The sequence below is a fragment of the Rhizobium oryzihabitans genome, from assembly GCF_010669145.1.
Taxonomy (GTDB): domain Bacteria; phylum Pseudomonadota; class Alphaproteobacteria; order Rhizobiales; family Rhizobiaceae; genus Agrobacterium; species Agrobacterium oryzihabitans.
Map to the genome: position 1 here is coordinate 3,035,033 of NZ_CP048632.1, position 15,599 is coordinate 3,050,631.

A 15,599-nucleotide genomic window follows, 5' to 3' on the forward strand; every position below is an offset into this window, starting at 1 on the left:
CTCAAACGAAACGGGCGGCCGCATCCCGGCCGCCCGGTCGCCACAATAAGAGGGAACGGACAAAATGACGAGCTACACATTCGACGCGCTTAAAATGGATGTCGCCGAGGGGCGCATCGACACGGTTCTGGCCTGCCTTGTCGACATGCAGGGGCGTCTGATGGGCAAACGGTTCCAGGCGGAATTCTTCGTTGAAAGCGCCTTTGAGGAAACCCATAGCTGCAATTACGTGCTCGCCACCGACATGGAGATGGAAACCGTTCCCGGCTATAAATCCTCCAGTTGGGAAAAGGGCTATGGCGACTATGTGCTGAAGCCCGATCTTTCGACGCTGCGGCGCGTGCCGTGGCTGGAAGGCACGGCGCTGGTGCTGTGCGACGTGCTCGATCATCACACCCATGAAGAAGTGCCGCATTCGCCGCGCGCGCTTTTGAAAAAGCAGGTGGCGCGGTTGGAGGCCATGGGGCTGAAGGCCTATATGGCGACCGAACTGGAATTCTTCCTGTTCGACCAGACTTTCGATGCGGCACGCGCCAACGGCTACAAGGGTCTGAACCTCGCCAGCGGTTATAATGAGGATTATCATATCTTCCAGACGACCAAGGAAGAGGATGTCATGCGGGCGCTGCGCAAAGGCCTGCAGGGCGCAGGCATTCCGGTTGAAAATTCCAAGGGCGAAGCGTCCGCAGGTCAGGCGGAAATCAACGTGCGTTATGCCGATGCGCTGACCATGGCCGACCGGCACGCCATCATCAAGAACGCCACCAAGGAGATCGCCTGGTCCAAGGGCAAGGCGGTGACGTTTCTCGCCAAGTGGAACTACAACGCCGCCGGCAGTTCCTCGCATATTCACCAGTCGCTGTGGAGCGCCGATGGCAAGACGCCTGCTTTCCTCGATAAGGACGCCAAGCACGGCATGTCGGAACTGATGCGGCATTATGTTGCCGGGCTTCTCGCCCATGCCAGCGAGATCACCTATTTCCTCGCGCCCTATATCAATTCCTACAAGCGGTTCATGGCCGGCACCTTTGCGCCCACCAAGGCGATCTGGAGCCTCGACAACCGCACGGCCGGATACCGCCTCTGCGGCGAAGGCACCAAGGGCATCCGCATCGAATGCCGCGTCGGCGGCTCCGACCTCAATCCCTATCTCGCCATGGCGGCTTTGCTCGCGGCAGGCATTGACGGCATCGAAAATAAACTCGAACTTGAGCCCGCTTTTGTCGGCGATGCCTATGGCGGCAAGGACGTGCGCGAGATACCCAAGACACTGCGTGACGCCACTGCCTTTCTGGACGGATCGAAAATGCTGCGCAACGCCTTTGGCGACGATGTGATCGATCATTACGTCCATGCCGGACGGTGGGAGCAGGAAGAATACGACCGCCGCGTGACCGACTGGGAAGTGGCGCGCGGTTTCGAACGGGCCTAATCATTACGGGAAAACATCATGACCATGATCCAGAATATCTCGCCCATCGACGGCTCGGTTTATGCCGAGCGGGAGGCGATGTCGCTGGAGGCGGCGCGGGCCGCCGTTTCGAAAGCGCGCAAGGCGCAGAAAGACTGGGCGCGGCGTCCGCTTGAGGACCGCGTTCAGCTGGTTCTGAAGGGTGTCGCCCGCCTTAACGAAATGGTGGCGGAAGTCGTGCCGGAACTGGCGCATATGATGGGCCGTCCGGTTCGTTACGGCGGCGAGTTCAAGGGATTCAACGAACGCTCCAACTACGTTGCCTCCATCGCTGCCGATGCGCTGGCGCCGCTCGTCATCGAGGAAAGCGGCAATTTCGAACGCCGCATCGAGCGCGAAGCGCATGGCGTGGTCTTCGTCATTGCGCCGTGGAACTATCCTTACATGACGGCGATCAACACCGTCGCGCCCGCCCTGATGGCCGGAAATACGGTTGTCATCAAACATGCGGCGCAGACGCTGCTGGTGGGCGAGCGCATGGTGCGGGCTTTCGTTGAGGCCGGCGTGCCTGACGATGTCTTCATCAACGTCTTCCTCGACCACGGCACGACTTCGGCGCTGATTTCCGAAGGTCTTTTCAATTTCGTCAACTTCACCGGTTCAGTGGAAGGCGGCCGTGCCATAGAGCGCGCCGCGGCCGGCACTTTCACCGGCCTCGGTCTTGAACTCGGCGGCAAGGATCCCGGCTACGTGATGGAGGACGCCGATCTGGACGCCGCCGTCGACACGTTGATGGATGGCGCCACCTATAATTCCGGGCAGTGCTGCTGCGGTATCGAACGTATCTACGTCAACGAGAACCTCTATGACGCATTCGTCGAGAAGTCCGTGGCGTGGGTTTCCAACTACAAGCTTGGCAATCCGCTGGAGCAGGAAACGACGCTCGGGCCGATGGCCAACAAGCGTTTCGCCAAGGTGGTGCGTGCGCAGATCGCCGATGCTGTTGCCAAAGGCGCGAAGGCGCTGGTCGATTCGAAGCTTTTCCCCGCCGATGACGGCGAGAGCGCTTATGTTGCGCCGCAAGTTCTCGTCAATGTCGATCATTCGATGGAGTTCATGACCGAAGAAACCTTCGGCCCGGCCGTCGGCATCATGAAAGTGAAGAATGACGATGAAGCCATCGCGCTGATGAATGACAGCAAATATGGCCTCACCGCCTCGCTGTGGACGCAGGATGCCGCCCGCGCCGGGCGCATCGGTCGCGAGATCGAAACCGGCACCGTGTTCATGAACCGCGCCGATTATCTCGACCCCGCCCTTTGCTGGACCGGTGTGAAGGAAACCGGCCGTGGCGGTTCGCTTTCCGTGCTTGGTTTCCAGAACCTGACCCGACCGAAATCCTACCATCTGAAGAAAGTCACGAAATGAATATCGTCGCCAACTGGAGCTATCCCACCGCCGTCAAGCTTGGCCGCGGCCGGATCAAGGAACTGGCGGAAGCCTGCAAGACGCTCGGGATCAAAAAGCCGCTTCTCGTGACGGATCGCGGCCTTGCCAATATGGCGATCACCGCGCATGCGCTCGACGTGCTGGAAGAGGCTGGCCTTGGCCGGGCGATCTTCGCCGAGGTCGATCCGAACCCCAACGAAATCAACATGGAAGCCGGCGTGAAAGCCTATCGCGATGGCGGCCATGACGGCGTTGTCGCCTTCGGCGGCGGTTCGGGCCTCGATCTCGGCAAGACCATCGCCTTCATGGCCGGGCAGACACGCCCGGTCTGGGATTTCGAGGATATCGGCGACTGGTGGACACGGGCGGATGCCGCCAAGATCGCGCCGATCGTCGCCGTGCCGACGACGGCCGGTACCGGCTCAGAAGTCGGCCGCGCCAGCGTCATCACCAATTCGCAGACCCATGTGAAGAAGATCATCTTCCATCCGAAGCTCTTGCCCGGCGTCGTCATCTGCGATCCGGAGCTGACGGTCGGCATGCCGAAGGTCATCACGGCCGGTACGGGCATGGATGCCTTCGCCCATTGCCTCGAGGCCTATTCGTCGCCGTTCTTCCATCCGATGAGCGCTGGTGTTGCGCTAGAGGGCCTGCGGCTCGTTAAGGAATTCCTGCCGCGCGCCTATAAGGATGGCACGGATATCGAAGCGCGCACCAATATGATGGCAGCGGCAGCGATGGGGGCGGTTGCCTTCCAGAAGGGTCTCGGGGCCATTCACTCGCTGTCGCACCCAATCGGGGCAGTCTACAACACCCATCACGGCATGACCAATGCCGTCGTCATGCCGGCGGTGCTGCGCTTCAACCGCCCGGCCATCGAAGACAAGATTGCCCGTGCGGCCGCTTATCTCGGTATCTCCGGCGGTTTCGACGGCTTCTATGACTATGTGCTCGAGCTTCGTAAGGAACTCGGCGTGCCGGAAAACCTGACCGCCATGGGCATCAAGCCTGATCGCATCGACGAACTGACGGCGGAAGCGATCAAGGATCCGAGCTGCGGCGGCAATCCAGTGCCGATGACGCTGGAGAATACCAGGAAATTGTTTGAGGACTGCTTTTAAAGGGTCGTTATGGCAACGATGAGAGTTTCAGTCTTTTCGCCATTGCTTGCAGTGGCGTTTTTAAGCCTACCCCTTGTGGCGCAGGCCGCTTCTTTCAAGGAGCTTTCCGGTCAGGGTTACAAAGTCGGAGCTCTGTCGAGCAATAAAGCAGGAATCCGGGGATGGAATTTGTCCAAGGGCTCAGACCGCTATTTCTGTGAAATGCGCGCGACTATGGCGTATTCCGGAAAGAATGGCATGGTGTCCTTCACCAGTGCCGGACGCATGATCACGCTTGATCGTGCAACCGTTGAGAAAAGGCTGGGCAGCTCCCTGAATTTGCCGAAGTACGAAGATCTCAAAGCCGGCCGCCTTAGGACGGATGATGTGGGGTCGTACCGAAAGCTGGTGTGATCAATCAGATGTCAGAAGCCCGCGATTTATCGCGGGCTTTTTTGTTGTCCCCAAAAACGATCTTAGTCTTTTCTTAACCATGTTCGTTAAGGTTATAGAAAGCACCATGATCGGCTCGGTGCGTGAATGAGCATGAAATGGCTCTGATCAACAGGGGATATCATGCCTGTCATTACTTTTGCCAACACCAAGGGCGGCGCGGGAAAAACCACTGCCGTGCTGCTTCTGGCAACCGAACTGGCCCGCAGCGGCCACCGCGTGACGGTTCTGGATGCCGATCCGCAATTGTGGATTTCCCGCTGGCACGATCTGTCCGGCGAGATCGAAAATCTCTCGGTGATTTCGCATGTAACGATGGCTTCGCTTGAAGGCCATATTCGCGAGAATAAAACCAATACCGACTGTTTCATCATCGATCTGCCGGGCGCGAAAAGCCCGCTGCTGACCATGGCGCTCGGTATTTCAGATCACGTGTTGATCCCGGTGCAGGGCTCTGCCATGGATGCGCGCGGCGCTGCCGAGGTTCTGGATCACATCGAATTTCTGAACCGCAAGATGGGCAAGGCTATCGCCCATTCCATCGTGTTGACACGGGTCAACGCCATGGTGGCGACGCGTTCGCTGCTGCTGGTCAAAATGCTGCTGGCGGAAAAGAATGTCTCGGTGCTCAATACGCCGATTGTCGAGAGAGCGGCCTATCGCGATATTTTCGACTATGGCGGCACGCTTCTCTGTCTTGATAAGGACAAGGTCAGCAATATTGACAAGGCGGTGGAGAACGCGAAGGCCTTCGCAGGCGAGGTGCTCGGCCTTCTGCCGAAGCGACCGTTGAGGCTCGGCGCGCAACCTGCACGCCTTCTTACGCGCAAGGCCGCCTGAACGGCATTCCTGATGCCTGGGCCGTTTGCGGTGCGGGCATTATTTTCGCTTGATTTGGAAATGATCGTTTCCTATATTGCCGCCATGACCACTATTGCCCGACCCAAAACTCAGGAACAGCGCCATCGCGGCAGGCCGCGCGAGTTCGATATTGACCGCGCGCTTGATGGTGCGATCCGGGTTTTTTCCAGACGCGGTTACCACGCAACCTCCGTCGGTGATCTCACCGATGCGATGGAACTGGCGCAGGGCAGTCTTTACAAGGCTTTCAAGGACAAGAAGGCCGTGTTCATCGCCACGATGGAGCGTTACCGGATCATACAGACCGAGCGCTTCGAAGCTGCCGTTGCCGGTTACGCGACTGGTCGTGAGCGACTGCGGGCCGGCCTGATGTTCTATGCGGAGCGGTCACACGGCGGCTCGGGTTCCGATGGATGTTTGGTTGTCGGCGCCGCTGCCGATCTGGCGGCCCTGGACGAGGACATCGCAGTCGTGGTCGAGCGGGCGGTGAAGGCGAGGGAGCGCATCGTCGCCCGGCTTGTGGCCGAGGGCCAAAAGGATGGTTCCGTCCAGTCGAAAACCGATCCCGATGATCTGGCCCGGGCAATGTTGTGCATGATGTACGGCATGCGCGTTGTGGGAAAGACGGGGCGGAGTTTGGAAGAAATGACGGCTGTGGTGACTATCGCCATGAAGCTCGCCGAATGATTTTGTGACTATTTAGGAAACATTCGTTTCCATTTTGGAGAAAATGATGACGACGCGTGTAGTTGAAGGGGAGGATGTTTTCGAGACATCCATTTCCCCGGCCCTGACTTTTTTGCTGGCGACAGCCTGCGGATTGATCGTGGCCAATCTTTATTATGGCCAGCCACTTGCCGGCATTATCGGGCGGAGCTTGGCCTGTCTGCAGGCGCAACCGGTCTGATCGTGACCCTGACGCAGATCGGTTACGGCGTCGGCCTGTTGTTCGTCGTGCCGCTCGGCGATCTGGTTGAAAATCGCAAGCTGGTGGTCAGCACGGTTTCCATGGCGGTGCTCTCGCTTCTGGCGGCGGCATTCGCACCGCATGCGGCACCGTTTCTGATTGCCGCATTCCTGGTTGGCGTCAGTTCCGTGGCGGTGCAGGTCATTGTTCCCTATGCGGCCCATATGGCGCCACATGCCTCCCGTGGGCGGGTGGTCGGCAATGTCATGAGCGGGTTGATGGCCGGCATCATGCTGGCAAGGCCGGTCTCCAGTCTTTTGTCCGAAGTGGTGTCCTGGCGCGGTGTCTTCATGATATCGGCGGGTGTCATGGCCGTCCTTGCCGTCGTGCTCTTTCGGCTTTTGCCGCCTCGTGTGCCTGAGGCGAGGCTTGGTTATGGCGCGCTGATGGCCTCGATGGGCAGGCTGGCTGTGCATACGCCGCTCCTGCGGCGGCGGGCGATCTATCATGCCTTCCTGTTTGCCGCGTTCAGCCTGTTCTGGACCACGACGCCGCTTTATCTGAGCGGGCCGCATTTCAATCTCAGCCAGGGTGAGATCGCGCTGTTTGCGCTTGCCGGTGCGGCGGGCACCGTCGCCGCGCCGATTGCGGGGCGCATGGCCGACCGGGGCTGGACCTATGCGGCCACGTTCCTGGCATTGGTGGCGGTGGCGCTGTCATTTGCCGTCACCCATCTTGCGCCCGAAGGATCACATCTTGCGCTTGGGATATTGGTGATTGCGGCCATCGTTCTGGATTTCGGCGTGACCACCAATCTGGTGCTCGGTCAGCGCGCCATCTTCACGCTCGGAGCAGAATTCCGCAGCCGCCTGAACGGCATCTATATGGCGACATTCTTCATGGGCGGGGCGATCGGCTCGGCCGTGGGCGGCTGGGCCTATGCGGTCGGCGAGTGGCAAGCCGCCTCGTGGATCGGTTTCGCCTTGCCGGTGGCCGCCCTTCTATATTTTCTCACGGAAAAGCGCGGCTGAAATTCCAACAAAGAAAAAGCCCGGCGGACCCAACCGCCGGGCTTTTTCTTTTTTACTCTGGTCGATCCTATTCCGCGAATTCGACCACGACACCGGGGCGGACCATTTTTGCCAGCTCCGTCGCGTCCCAGTTGGTGAGGCGGATACAGCCGTGGCTATTGGTCTTGCCGATCTTGGACGGCTCAGGCGTTCCATGGATGCCGTAGGTCGGCTTTGACAGCGCGATCCAGACCGTACCGACCGGGCCGTTCGGACCCGGCGGGATCTGCAGGATCTTGTCGTTCTGACCCTGCTTGAAGTTGATCTTCGGATTGTACGTGTAGCCCGGATTGAGCGCGATGCGCTCGACCGTGTGCGTGCCGCTCGGCGAGGGCGTATCCGTGGAACCAATGGTGGCCGGGTAGGCGGCGATCAGGTTGCCGTCCTGCCCGTAAGCGAAGACCTGCTTGATGCCCTTGTGGGCGACGATGCGGGCGACCTGGCCTTTTTTCGCCTCACCCGGATTGACGACCTTGATGATGGTGCCGGGCACGGAGAAATCGATGCCGGGGTTCAGTTCCTTCAGATAGTTTTCGTCCATATGGAAACGTTCGGCGAGCGCCTCCGAGGTCTTCGTGAAGGAGAGGGCGGGCAGCTGCGATTTCTCGGCATAGTCATCCGGAATGGAGGCGACATAGGGACCTGCGGCATCGGCCGCGGTGATCGTGTAGTCCACGATCGGCATGCCGCCGGAGGCGCGCAGGCGCTCCAGAATGTCATCGGAATTGTTGGGGTCGAGCTTTTCGCCCGTCATGTCCTGCCAGGCGGCAATGGCCTTGTTGACGTTGTCACCCATCTTGCCGTCGATGACGCCGGGCGAGATGCCCTCGCGATCGAGGAAGGTCTGGAGCGCGACGATTTCCTGGCGGGAACGGTTGACCGGTGTGGTCACCGGTGTGTGGCGCTCGATCAGGTGCTCCGGCTGCGGAACGGCGGCCGTGGTGCTTTCACCGGGCATCGGCTGGCCGAGCGGGCCGCTTTCTACCGCACCGGGTGCGGGAACGGAGCCGGTGTAGACATTGTCGTCGGAACCATTGCCGCGATATTCGCGATAGTCGCGTACGCTGCCATTGTCCTGATAACCGTAGTCACGTTGCGGCTCACGATACTGGCCGCCGGGGCGGGCGGGTAATAGGTGGTGTCGCGCTGGCGCGCCTGCTGGCGCCGTTGCTGCTGGTAACCCGAGGGCATTTCGGTCGCCAGCAGATTGCCGTACTGGTCGTAGAAGACAGTACGGCCCATCGCGTCGCGGCTGATGACGATATCACCGCGTTCGGGAACGAAATCGAGAACGCGGCCATCCGGCGTCACCAGAACCGGCTGCTCATAACCATAACGCTGCTGCGCGCCAGCCTGTAGCGGGGCGAAAACCGACGCAACGGCGACCGTCAGACCCAGAGCTGCGTTAAGAAACTGTTTCACGATTCTGCTATCCCTTACTTCGTTCACCGATAAACACACCGCAATCTTGACCCTATTGTGAAAAAGGTGAATTCGCGGTTAATGCAATCTTAATTTCCGTCACGGTTAGTAGCGTTTCCGTGAGTTATGCGTTTTTACTGCCACAGGGAGGTTGTCTTGCGCTCGTTTCAGGCTGGCAAATCGCCACGCATTTTCCTCGATGAAACCTCCGTTTTCGATATTGGCTCCTGTTTCGTCGACGGCATCGATATCGCGCCCGGCCGCGCCATTCCCGACGATGGCGATGCGCGCATCGACCACTCGCTGGAAGGCTTCCTGTTCACCTGCGGTCCCGATCATATCCGCCACCCCGAGCCGATCGATGGTGATGGAGAGGGGCGTCGATATCCGTTGCACGGGTCGTTCTCCTCCCATCCCGCAAAGATAACGGCCTTTGAACTCAATGAGTCCAATGCGCTGGCACGGGCCGAGGTTCCCGTGAACCTTGCCGACGGCGGCACCGCCCTGCTGGAACGGACATGGCGTATTGCCGGTGAAAGCGGCGAAGTCAGCCTCGATGACCGAATCGTCAACACGAGTGCGCGGCCGATGCCGGTCTTTCTCATGTACCACATGAATGTCGGCGCACGCCTTTTTGACGACGCCGTTCGCCTTGAAGGTGCGATGCTCGATGACGGTGGCCATGGCTGGCGGTTCGGCGAGGAGCCGGGCACGGTATTCTGCGTGCCCGCCGGCAAGGACGAGTGGGCGTCACTTACGCTTGGTCCGATTGCGGCCATTGGTGGCAGGACGCTGACCGTGCGTTTTCGCACGGAGACGCTGCCCGATCTCCAGATGTGGCGCAACCAGAAGGAGCCGGCCAATGTCCTCGGCATCGAGCCGGTTTCGCATCGCTGGGTCGGGCGCGGGGAGCTGGAGGCTTCCGGCGAGTTCAACATGCTGCAGCCGGGAGAAAGCCGCTCCTATGGGCTGCGCTTTTCCATCCTCTGAATGGCGTACCGAATGAAGACGCCGTATCATTGACGCAGGGGTTTTGACCGCTTACATCGGATGCGGATTTCAGACGGTGGCGAGAGCGTGCCAGCGGCGCGGAGGCGCCGGTTTCAGCGGAGGCATTAAGATGGATATCAGGCGTATAGACGACGAATATTCGGTCACGGGACAGATCAGCGTTGCCGATCTCGACGAGGTGAAGGCACTCGGCTTCAAGTCGATCGTCTGCCATCGCCCGGATGGCGAAGAAGAGGGCCAGCCGCTTTTCGCCGATATTGCCGAGCGTGCCGAACAGCTGGGCCTCACCATCATGCATGTGCCGGTCGGCCGCTATGGCGTCGATGCCGATGCCGTTACCGGCATGGTGGATGCGCTGGACGAATTGCAGCGCCCGATGCTCGGCTATTGCCGTTCCGGCGCGCGCTCGACGGCGATTTACGAAAAGACCCATCACCTGCGCGGCTGATTTTCCGCGCGTCATTCTATTTTAAATGCCAATCAACAGGAGTTTTCCATGACCATCAAGCGTATCGAGCCGGGCAAGCGCATGAGCGGCGCCGTCGTTCACGGCAACACCGTTTATCTGGCCGGCCAGGTTGGCGAAGGCACGAGCGTTACGGAACAGAGCAAGTCCGCTCTCGCCGAAGTCGACCGCCTGCTGGCTGCTGCCGGTTCGGACAAGTCGAAGATCCTGCAGACGATCATCTATCTCTCCGACATGTCCACCTTCGGCGAAATGAACGCCGTCTGGGAAGGCTGGATCGACCCGGCAAACCCGCCGGCCCGTGCCACCAGCGGCGCACCATTGGCGACGCCGGATTACAAGGTCGAGTTCATCGTGACCGCTGCTCTCTGAGCATCCGTCTGAGTTTTTAAGAAAGGGCCGGGTCGCGGAAAGCGGTCCGGCCTTTTTTGATGGGAAATTCGAAACGTTCGTTTCGTCATCCTCGGGCTTGTCCCGAGGATCCAATCACCTATCGCAAATTGATAGGCAGCAGATGCTCGGGACAGGCCCGAGCATGACGGAGGAGAGGGGATTGTCCCAGGTTTGTGAATCGCTTGGGCACGTCACTTCAAAAGCTAAGCAAGCGCCTTCTCAAACTGCTTCAACGTCGTCACCCGCTCCGCAAACCACAGCCTGGCCAGATCGCTCGCCGAGGCGAGATCGATGCCCTCAGGGTCGATGGAGGTGATCGTCCAGCGGCCAGTCTTCGCGCCGGCGAGAACAGCAAGCCGGGCCGCTTCGCCCTTGATGGCGTTAAGGTGGATCGCTTCGCTTTCCGCCGCCGCCATCAGTTCGTCTGCGCCTGACAGATCGGTGCGCAGATCGGCCGAGGTGATGTTGCTGGCATTGCGGGCCGGGCCGCCATTGATCTGCACACCTTCCGTCCGCAGCCGGTAAAGCCTCGTATCGGGAAGGGAGAGATAAAGTTTCGCCTTAGGATAACGGTCGATGTAGCGCTGTCTGGCGAGCGGCACTTCCTCGGCATCCAGCAGTTCAGCCTTGCCCACCAGTGTCAGCCGCGGCAACGTCAGCGCGTCGCCCTTGCCGAAGGGGGCAAGTGTCAGCGAGATGCGCGGATCGGCCTCCATGTTGCGGGCATGCAGCGTTAGGCCCGCCGCGAAGAAGAACGGGGTGCCATCAGGCTGGATGCCGATATTGGTGGCGGTCGTATAGGGGTAACCGCTGAGCGGATCGAGCGTTGCAAGCGCCGCCGTGCGGGACGTGTGCAGGACATCCCGGGCCACGCGCACGGCCTCGAAAGGCGCGCCGGCCGAGGGTTCGATCCTTGCGCCGCGTGGGGTGATGACGGGAGTGGCTGCATCCGGCATGTTATTTCCTAACCTGTATGTTCTAGTCAGGATTTACACCATGCCGGAGCCGTGTCCATGCGTAATATCAGCTTCCGGTTCTGATCTGCGTCAATGTGCGGGTGGGTGTGATCGCCTCGGCATCCAGCTTCACCTCGATGATGGCGGGCTTGCCGCTGGCCCGTGCGCGTTCGAAGGCGGCGGCGAAGTCTTGCGTCTTTTTGACCGTTTCGCCGTGGCCGCCATAGGCTTTGGCAAAGGCGTTGAAATCCGGATTGACAAGATCGGTGCCGCTGACACGGCCGGGATATTCCCGCTCCTGATGCATACGGATCGTGCCGTAGGTGCCGTTATTGACTAGGACGGTGATGATCGGCAGGCCGTACCGCACGGCGGTGATGAATTCCTGCCCGTGCATCATGAAGCAGCCGTCGCCGGCAAAGCAGATCACCTCGCGCTCTGGGAAGAGGTGCTTGGCGGCCACGGCCGCCGGCAGGCCATATCCCATCGAGCCAGAGGTCGGCGCGGACTGGGTGTTGAAGCGGCGGAAGCGGTGGAAACGGTGGACCCAGGTGGCATAGTTGCCCGCGCCGTTGGTGAAGATCGCATCATCGGGCACATTGGCCTCGATCCAGTCCATGATCGGACCCATCTGCACCGCGCCGGGGCCGGTCTGCGGTGGGGTTGACCAGGTGAGGTAAGCAGAATGCATGCTGGCCGTGCGGTCCGCCCAGGCGGCATTGGCCGAAAGCGTGACGGAGGAAAGGGCGGCGACGAAATCATCGGGCGAGGCGCAGATTGCGAGATCGGGACGATAGACGCGGCCAAGTTCTTCGGCTTCCGGATAGATGTGGACGAGTTTCTGCGACGGGTAAGGAATGTCGAGCAGCGTATAGCCGGAGGAGGGCATTTCCGAGAGGCGACCGCCGAGCAGCACCACGAGATCGGCTTCCTTGATCTCCTTGGCCAAGGCCGGGTTGATGCCGATGCCGACATCGCCCGCATATGATGGGCTCAAATGATCGAACAGCATCTGGCGGCGGAAGGAACAGCCAACGGGCAGTTTGTTCTTTTCCGCAAATGCCTTGAAGCCTGCGACGCTTTCCTCGGACCAGCGCGTGCCGCCGATGATGAAGATGGGCCGCTTGGCCTCGCCCAGCATTTTCGAGAAGGCGGCGATCTGCGACGGACCGGGATGCGCTTCGACCGGGGTGTAGGGCTTTGCTTCGGGTGCCTCGACCTCTTCCACCAGCATGTCTTCGGGCAACGTCAGCACCACGGGGCCGGGGCGGCCGGAGGTGGCGACGGCAAAGGCGCGGGTGACGAATTCCGGAATGCGGCGGGCATCATCGATTTCACCCACCCATTTGGCAAATTCGGTGAAGGCGCGGCGATATTCCACTTCCTGAAACGCCTCGCGCTCGCGGGCCTCGCGCTGCACCTGGCCGATGAACAGGATCATCGGAATGGAATCCTGCCTTGCGATATGCAGGCCGGCCGAGGCATTGGTGGCGCCGGGACCGCGCGTTACCATGCAGATGCCGGGTTCGCCCGTCAGCCGGCCCCAGGTGTCGGCCATCATGGCGGCGCCGCCTTCCTGGCGGCAGACCACGGTTTCGATGCCGCTTTCATAAAGCGCATCCAGCACGGCCAGATAGCTTTCGCCCGGAACGCAGGAAACGCGGGAGACGCCATTGGCTTTCAGCGCTTCGACGATCAGTTCTCCGCCGGTTCTTTTCATTCCGGTCCCTTTCATGGCGTCGTGGTCCTTTCGATGTTTTCCAGTTCGGCCAGCACCTGTGCCTGATGCTCACCGAGCTTCGGGCTCGGGCGTTCGTAATGCAACGGGGTCTGGGACATGATAATGGGTGTCCGCACGCCGGGGATGACGGTGCCATCCTGTGCCTCGAGATCGACGCGAAGGCCGCGGGCCTTCACCTGTGGGTCGGCGAACATTTCCTCGATGGAATTGATTGGTCCGGCCGGCACGGCATTTTTCTCGCAGGCGGTCAGAAGATCGCGCTTCTGCCATTTCAGCGTCTCGGTGGACACGATCTGTCGCACGTCCTGCTTGTGCGCCACGCGGGCCTTGTTGGTTGCAAAACGCTCGTCATCGGCAATCGCGCCGATGCCAAGAATGTTGCAGAGACGCCGGAACTGGCCGTCATTGCCGACCGCAAGGATGAGAAAACCATCGGCCGTCGGCACCACTTCATAGGGGGAAATATTCGGGTGGGCGTTGCCGAGCCTCACCGGGGCCTTGCCGGAAATCAGGTAGTTCATGTTCTGATTGGCAAGCACGGCCGATTGCACATCGAGAAGCGCCATATCGATATGCTGGCCTTCGCCGGTACGGATGGCGTGGATCAGTGCGGCCTGAATGGCTGACACGGAATAGATGCCGGTGAAGATATCGGCAACCGCCACGCCCGCCTTCATCGGCTGGCCGTCGGCTTCGCCCGTTATCGACATGAAGCCGGACATGCCCTGCACGATATAATCATATCCGGCGAGATCGGCATAGGGCCCGGTCTGGCCGAAGCCGGTGATGGAGCAATAGATCAGCTTCGGATTGAGCGCTCTCAGGCTCTCATAATCGAGGCCGTATTTGGCAAGCCCGCCGCGCTTGAAGTTCTCGATGACGACATCGGCGGTGCGCACGAGGCGGCGCACCAGCTCGCAGCCTTCCGGTGTTTTCAGATCGGCAACGATGGAGCGTTTGCCGCGATTGGTGGCGTGGTAATAGGCGGCGGAGAGGTTTTCGCCATCTGCCCCTTCGACAAAGGGCGGTCCCCATGTGCGGGTGTCGTCGCCACCCTCGGGGTTTTCCACCTTGATGACATCGGCGCCCATATCGGCCAGCATCTGTCCTGCCCAGGGACCGGCCAGAACACGCGCAAGTTCAATGACGCGAATGCCGGAGAGCGGCGGTTTCCTGTTCGGCATTTCGGTCATCTGTCCCCCGGTGTCTTCATCCTGCCGGTTTATAGACGTCTCCTTGCCCCGCCGCATGTGATTTTATCTCATGGACTTATTCCGTTTCGGCAAAGGCCCCTCAATCGCCGACGATGCGGCCGCACCAGGCGGCAAAGTCCGCCGCGACGGCCTGCCAGCCGATCTCGTTCAGCGTCTCGTGCCGCATGCCCCGGTAGATCGTATGTTCGACATGGCTGAAACCCGCCTGGCGAAAGCGCTCGGCAAGCCAGACGATTTCCCTGCCATCATTGGTGGCGGCGTCCTGATCACCGCTGACGAGCAGCAGCGGCAGGGTTTTCGGCAGGCGCTCGATGAGTCTTGGCCCGCGATAGGAAAGTTGGAAAACATCCTGCCAGAGAGAGACGCTGGCCTCGAACTGGCAAAGTGGATCCTCCGCATAGGCGTCCACCGCCGCCTTGTCGTGGCTCAGCCAGTCCGCATGGGTGCGTTTTTCCGGCATTCTGGCATTCCATGCGCGGAAGGTCGCCTTCGGCAGGATGGCGCTCGGCACGTCCGAGCCTTTCAGCATCTTTTCAAGCCGCAGCAAAACCTGCGCAACACGGCCCATGAGGCCGGGATTGAGGTTGGAATTCCAGATGGAGAGGCCATCGAAGGCATCCGGGTGGCTGACGGCGGTGTTGAGGGCCACTAGGCCGCCCATGGAATGGCCGAACAGGATCGTGGGCAGGCCGGGATGTCTTTCGCCGACCATGCGGCGCATGGCCATGACATCGGCGACGACCTTGTCCGCTCCGTCCTTCCAGGCGAAGCGACCGAGAGGCGCGTCGGCAGCCTTCGTGCGGCCATGGCCGCGGTGATCGTGCGCATAGACTTCGAAACCCTGCTTCGACATGACGTCGGCAAGACGGCGATAACGTCCGGCATGGTCCACAAGCCCATGGCAGATCATCAGCACGCCGCGCGCCGGGGTAAGAGCGGAGGGCTGGTGGCGAAAGGCGATGGAAGCGCCGGAGGAGGCCTCCAGCCTTTCAATCCGGCCGAAGGCGAAGTCGTCCGTCGTGTCGTTCGTTATCGCGCCTGCCATAATGTCCCTTGTCATAATCATGGGGTCATAATCGTGCCAGAGGTTGCCCCAAGGTCCTATTTACCCTACATAGCGGCAAATTTCCCGATACGTACTCTTA

Annotated in this window: 13 protein-coding genes and 2 pseudogenes; 10 read left to right on the forward strand and 5 right to left on the reverse strand. The window is 60.4% G+C overall.

Annotated elements, in window-relative coordinates; translation table 11 throughout:
• The first annotated feature begins 64 nt into the window (after positions 1–64).
• From G3A56_RS15240 to G3A56_RS15270, 7 genes and pseudogenes are all read left to right on the forward strand, one after another.
• Positions 65–1,432: a glutamine synthetase family protein gene (locus G3A56_RS15240; RefSeq protein ID WP_003494807.1), complete on the forward strand. Its 1,368-nt coding sequence runs from the start codon at positions 65–67 to the stop codon at positions 1,430–1,432.
• An 18-nt stretch (positions 1,433–1,450) separates the two neighbouring features.
• On the forward strand, positions 1,451–2,839 hold the full coding sequence (locus G3A56_RS15245) for an aldehyde dehydrogenase family protein (RefSeq protein ID WP_082182670.1): 1,389 nt from the start codon (positions 1,451–1,453) through the stop codon (positions 2,837–2,839).
• A complete protein-coding gene (locus G3A56_RS15250) occupies positions 2,836–3,981 on the forward strand; it encodes an iron-containing alcohol dehydrogenase (RefSeq protein WP_082182669.1) in 1,146 nt (381 codons plus the stop codon). The genes G3A56_RS15245 and G3A56_RS15250 overlap by 4 nt, the downstream gene beginning before the upstream one ends.
• A gap of 9 nt (positions 3,982–3,990) precedes the next feature.
• Entirely contained in the window at positions 3,991–4,374 is a 384-nt protein-coding gene (locus tag G3A56_RS15255; RefSeq protein ID WP_082182668.1) for a hypothetical protein, read from the forward strand.
• 162 nt (positions 4,375–4,536) lie between these two features.
• Positions 4,537–5,253 carry a ParA family protein gene (locus G3A56_RS15260; protein WP_082182667.1) on the forward strand — a complete coding sequence of 239 codons (717 nt, stop codon included), beginning with the start codon at positions 4,537–4,539 and terminating at the stop codon, positions 5,251–5,253.
• 60 nt (positions 5,254–5,313) lie between these two features.
• The gene (locus tag G3A56_RS15265; protein WP_164056490.1) at positions 5,314–5,961 is read left to right on the forward strand and encodes a TetR/AcrR family transcriptional regulator; all 648 of its coding nucleotides are present in this window, start codon (positions 5,314–5,316) and stop codon (positions 5,959–5,961) included.
• Positions 5,962–6,007: 46 nt separating this feature from the next.
• Positions 6,008–7,212 (forward strand): annotated as a pseudogene (locus tag G3A56_RS15270) (MFS transporter).
• A gap of 67 nt (positions 7,213–7,279) precedes the next feature.
• Here G3A56_RS15270 and G3A56_RS15275 read toward each other — a convergent pair.
• Positions 7,280–8,673, reverse strand: a pseudogene (locus G3A56_RS15275) (L,D-transpeptidase family protein).
• A gap of 156 nt (positions 8,674–8,829) precedes the next feature.
• Here G3A56_RS15275 and G3A56_RS15280 point away from each other — a divergent pair.
• The 3 genes from G3A56_RS15280 (at position 8,830) to G3A56_RS15290 (ending at position 10,522) form a co-directional block, all read left to right on the forward strand.
• Positions 8,830–9,663 carry an aldose 1-epimerase family protein gene (locus G3A56_RS15280; protein ID WP_082182663.1) on the forward strand — a complete coding sequence of 278 codons (834 nt, stop codon included), beginning with the start codon at positions 8,830–8,832 and terminating at the stop codon, positions 9,661–9,663.
• Positions 9,664–9,793: 130 nt separating this feature from the next.
• Complete coding sequence (locus G3A56_RS15285) at positions 9,794–10,132, forward strand: protein tyrosine phosphatase family protein (protein ID WP_082182662.1); 339 nt, start codon at positions 9,794–9,796, stop codon at positions 10,130–10,132.
• Between the two features lie 48 nt (positions 10,133–10,180).
• Positions 10,181–10,522 carry a RidA family protein gene (locus tag G3A56_RS15290; protein ID WP_003494829.1) on the forward strand — a complete coding sequence of 114 codons (342 nt, stop codon included), beginning with the start codon at positions 10,181–10,183 and terminating at the stop codon, positions 10,520–10,522.
• A 224-nt stretch (positions 10,523–10,746) separates the two neighbouring features.
• Here G3A56_RS15290 and G3A56_RS15295 read toward each other — a convergent pair whose 3' ends face one another.
• The 4 genes from G3A56_RS15295 to G3A56_RS15310 all read right to left on the reverse strand — a co-directional run bounded on the left by G3A56_RS15295 (position 10,747) and on the right by G3A56_RS15310 (position 15,514).
• Positions 10,747–11,499: a HugZ family pyridoxamine 5'-phosphate oxidase gene (locus G3A56_RS15295; protein WP_082182661.1), complete on the reverse strand. Its 753-nt coding sequence runs from the start codon at positions 11,497–11,499 to the stop codon at positions 10,747–10,749.
• Between the two features lie 67 nt (positions 11,500–11,566).
• Positions 11,567–13,234, reverse strand: a complete 1,668-nt coding sequence (locus G3A56_RS15300; RefSeq protein WP_164056491.1) for a thiamine pyrophosphate-binding protein — start codon at positions 13,232–13,234, stop codon at positions 11,567–11,569.
• The gene (gene caiB, locus G3A56_RS15305) at positions 13,231–14,433 is read right to left on the reverse strand and encodes a succinate--glutarate CoA-transferase (RefSeq protein ID WP_082182660.1); all 1,203 of its coding nucleotides are present in this window, start codon (positions 14,431–14,433) and stop codon (positions 13,231–13,233) included. The genes G3A56_RS15300 and caiB overlap by 4 nt, the downstream gene beginning before the upstream one ends.
• A gap of 100 nt (positions 14,434–14,533) precedes the next feature.
• On the reverse strand, positions 14,534–15,514 hold the full coding sequence (locus G3A56_RS15310; protein WP_425503362.1) for an alpha/beta fold hydrolase: 981 nt from the start codon (positions 15,512–15,514) through the stop codon (positions 14,534–14,536).
• Positions 15,515–15,599: the final 85 nt, after the last annotated feature.

What these genes read in the sequence shown, in the direction of transcription:
- G3A56_RS15240 (WP_003494807.1), top strand. Translation starts at nt 65, where the DNA reads ATGACGAGCTACACATTCGACGCGCTTAAAATGGATGTCGCCGAGGGG.
- G3A56_RS15245 (WP_082182670.1), top strand. Translation starts at nt 1,451, where the DNA reads ATGACCATGATCCAGAATATCTCGCCCATCGACGGCTCGGTTTATGCC.
- G3A56_RS15250 (WP_082182669.1), top strand. Translation starts at nt 2,836, where the DNA reads ATGAATATCGTCGCCAACTGGAGCTATCCCACCGCCGTCAAGCTTGGC.
- G3A56_RS15255 (WP_082182668.1), top strand. Translation starts at nt 3,991, where the DNA reads ATGGCAACGATGAGAGTTTCAGTCTTTTCGCCATTGCTTGCAGTGGCG.
- G3A56_RS15260 (WP_082182667.1), top strand. Translation starts at nt 4,537, where the DNA reads ATGCCTGTCATTACTTTTGCCAACACCAAGGGCGGCGCGGGAAAAACC.
- G3A56_RS15265 (WP_164056490.1), top strand. Translation starts at nt 5,314, where the DNA reads ATGATCGTTTCCTATATTGCCGCCATGACCACTATTGCCCGACCCAAA.
- G3A56_RS15285 (WP_082182662.1), top strand. Translation starts at nt 9,794, where the DNA reads ATGGATATCAGGCGTATAGACGACGAATATTCGGTCACGGGACAGATC.
- G3A56_RS15290 (WP_003494829.1), top strand. Translation starts at nt 10,181, where the DNA reads ATGACCATCAAGCGTATCGAGCCGGGCAAGCGCATGAGCGGCGCCGTC.
- G3A56_RS15295 (WP_082182661.1), bottom strand. Translation starts at nt 11,499, where the DNA reads ATGCCGGATGCAGCCACTCCCGTCATCACCCCACGCGGCGCAAGGATC.
- G3A56_RS15300 (WP_164056491.1), bottom strand. Translation starts at nt 13,234, where the DNA reads ATGAAAGGGACCGGAATGAAAAGAACCGGCGGAGAACTGATCGTCGAA.
- caiB (WP_082182660.1), bottom strand. Translation starts at nt 14,433, where the DNA reads ATGACCGAAATGCCGAACAGGAAACCGCCGCTCTCCGGCATTCGCGTC.
- G3A56_RS15310 (WP_425503362.1), bottom strand. Translation starts at nt 15,514, where the DNA reads ATGACAAGGGACATTATGGCAGGCGCGATAACGAACGACACGACGGAC.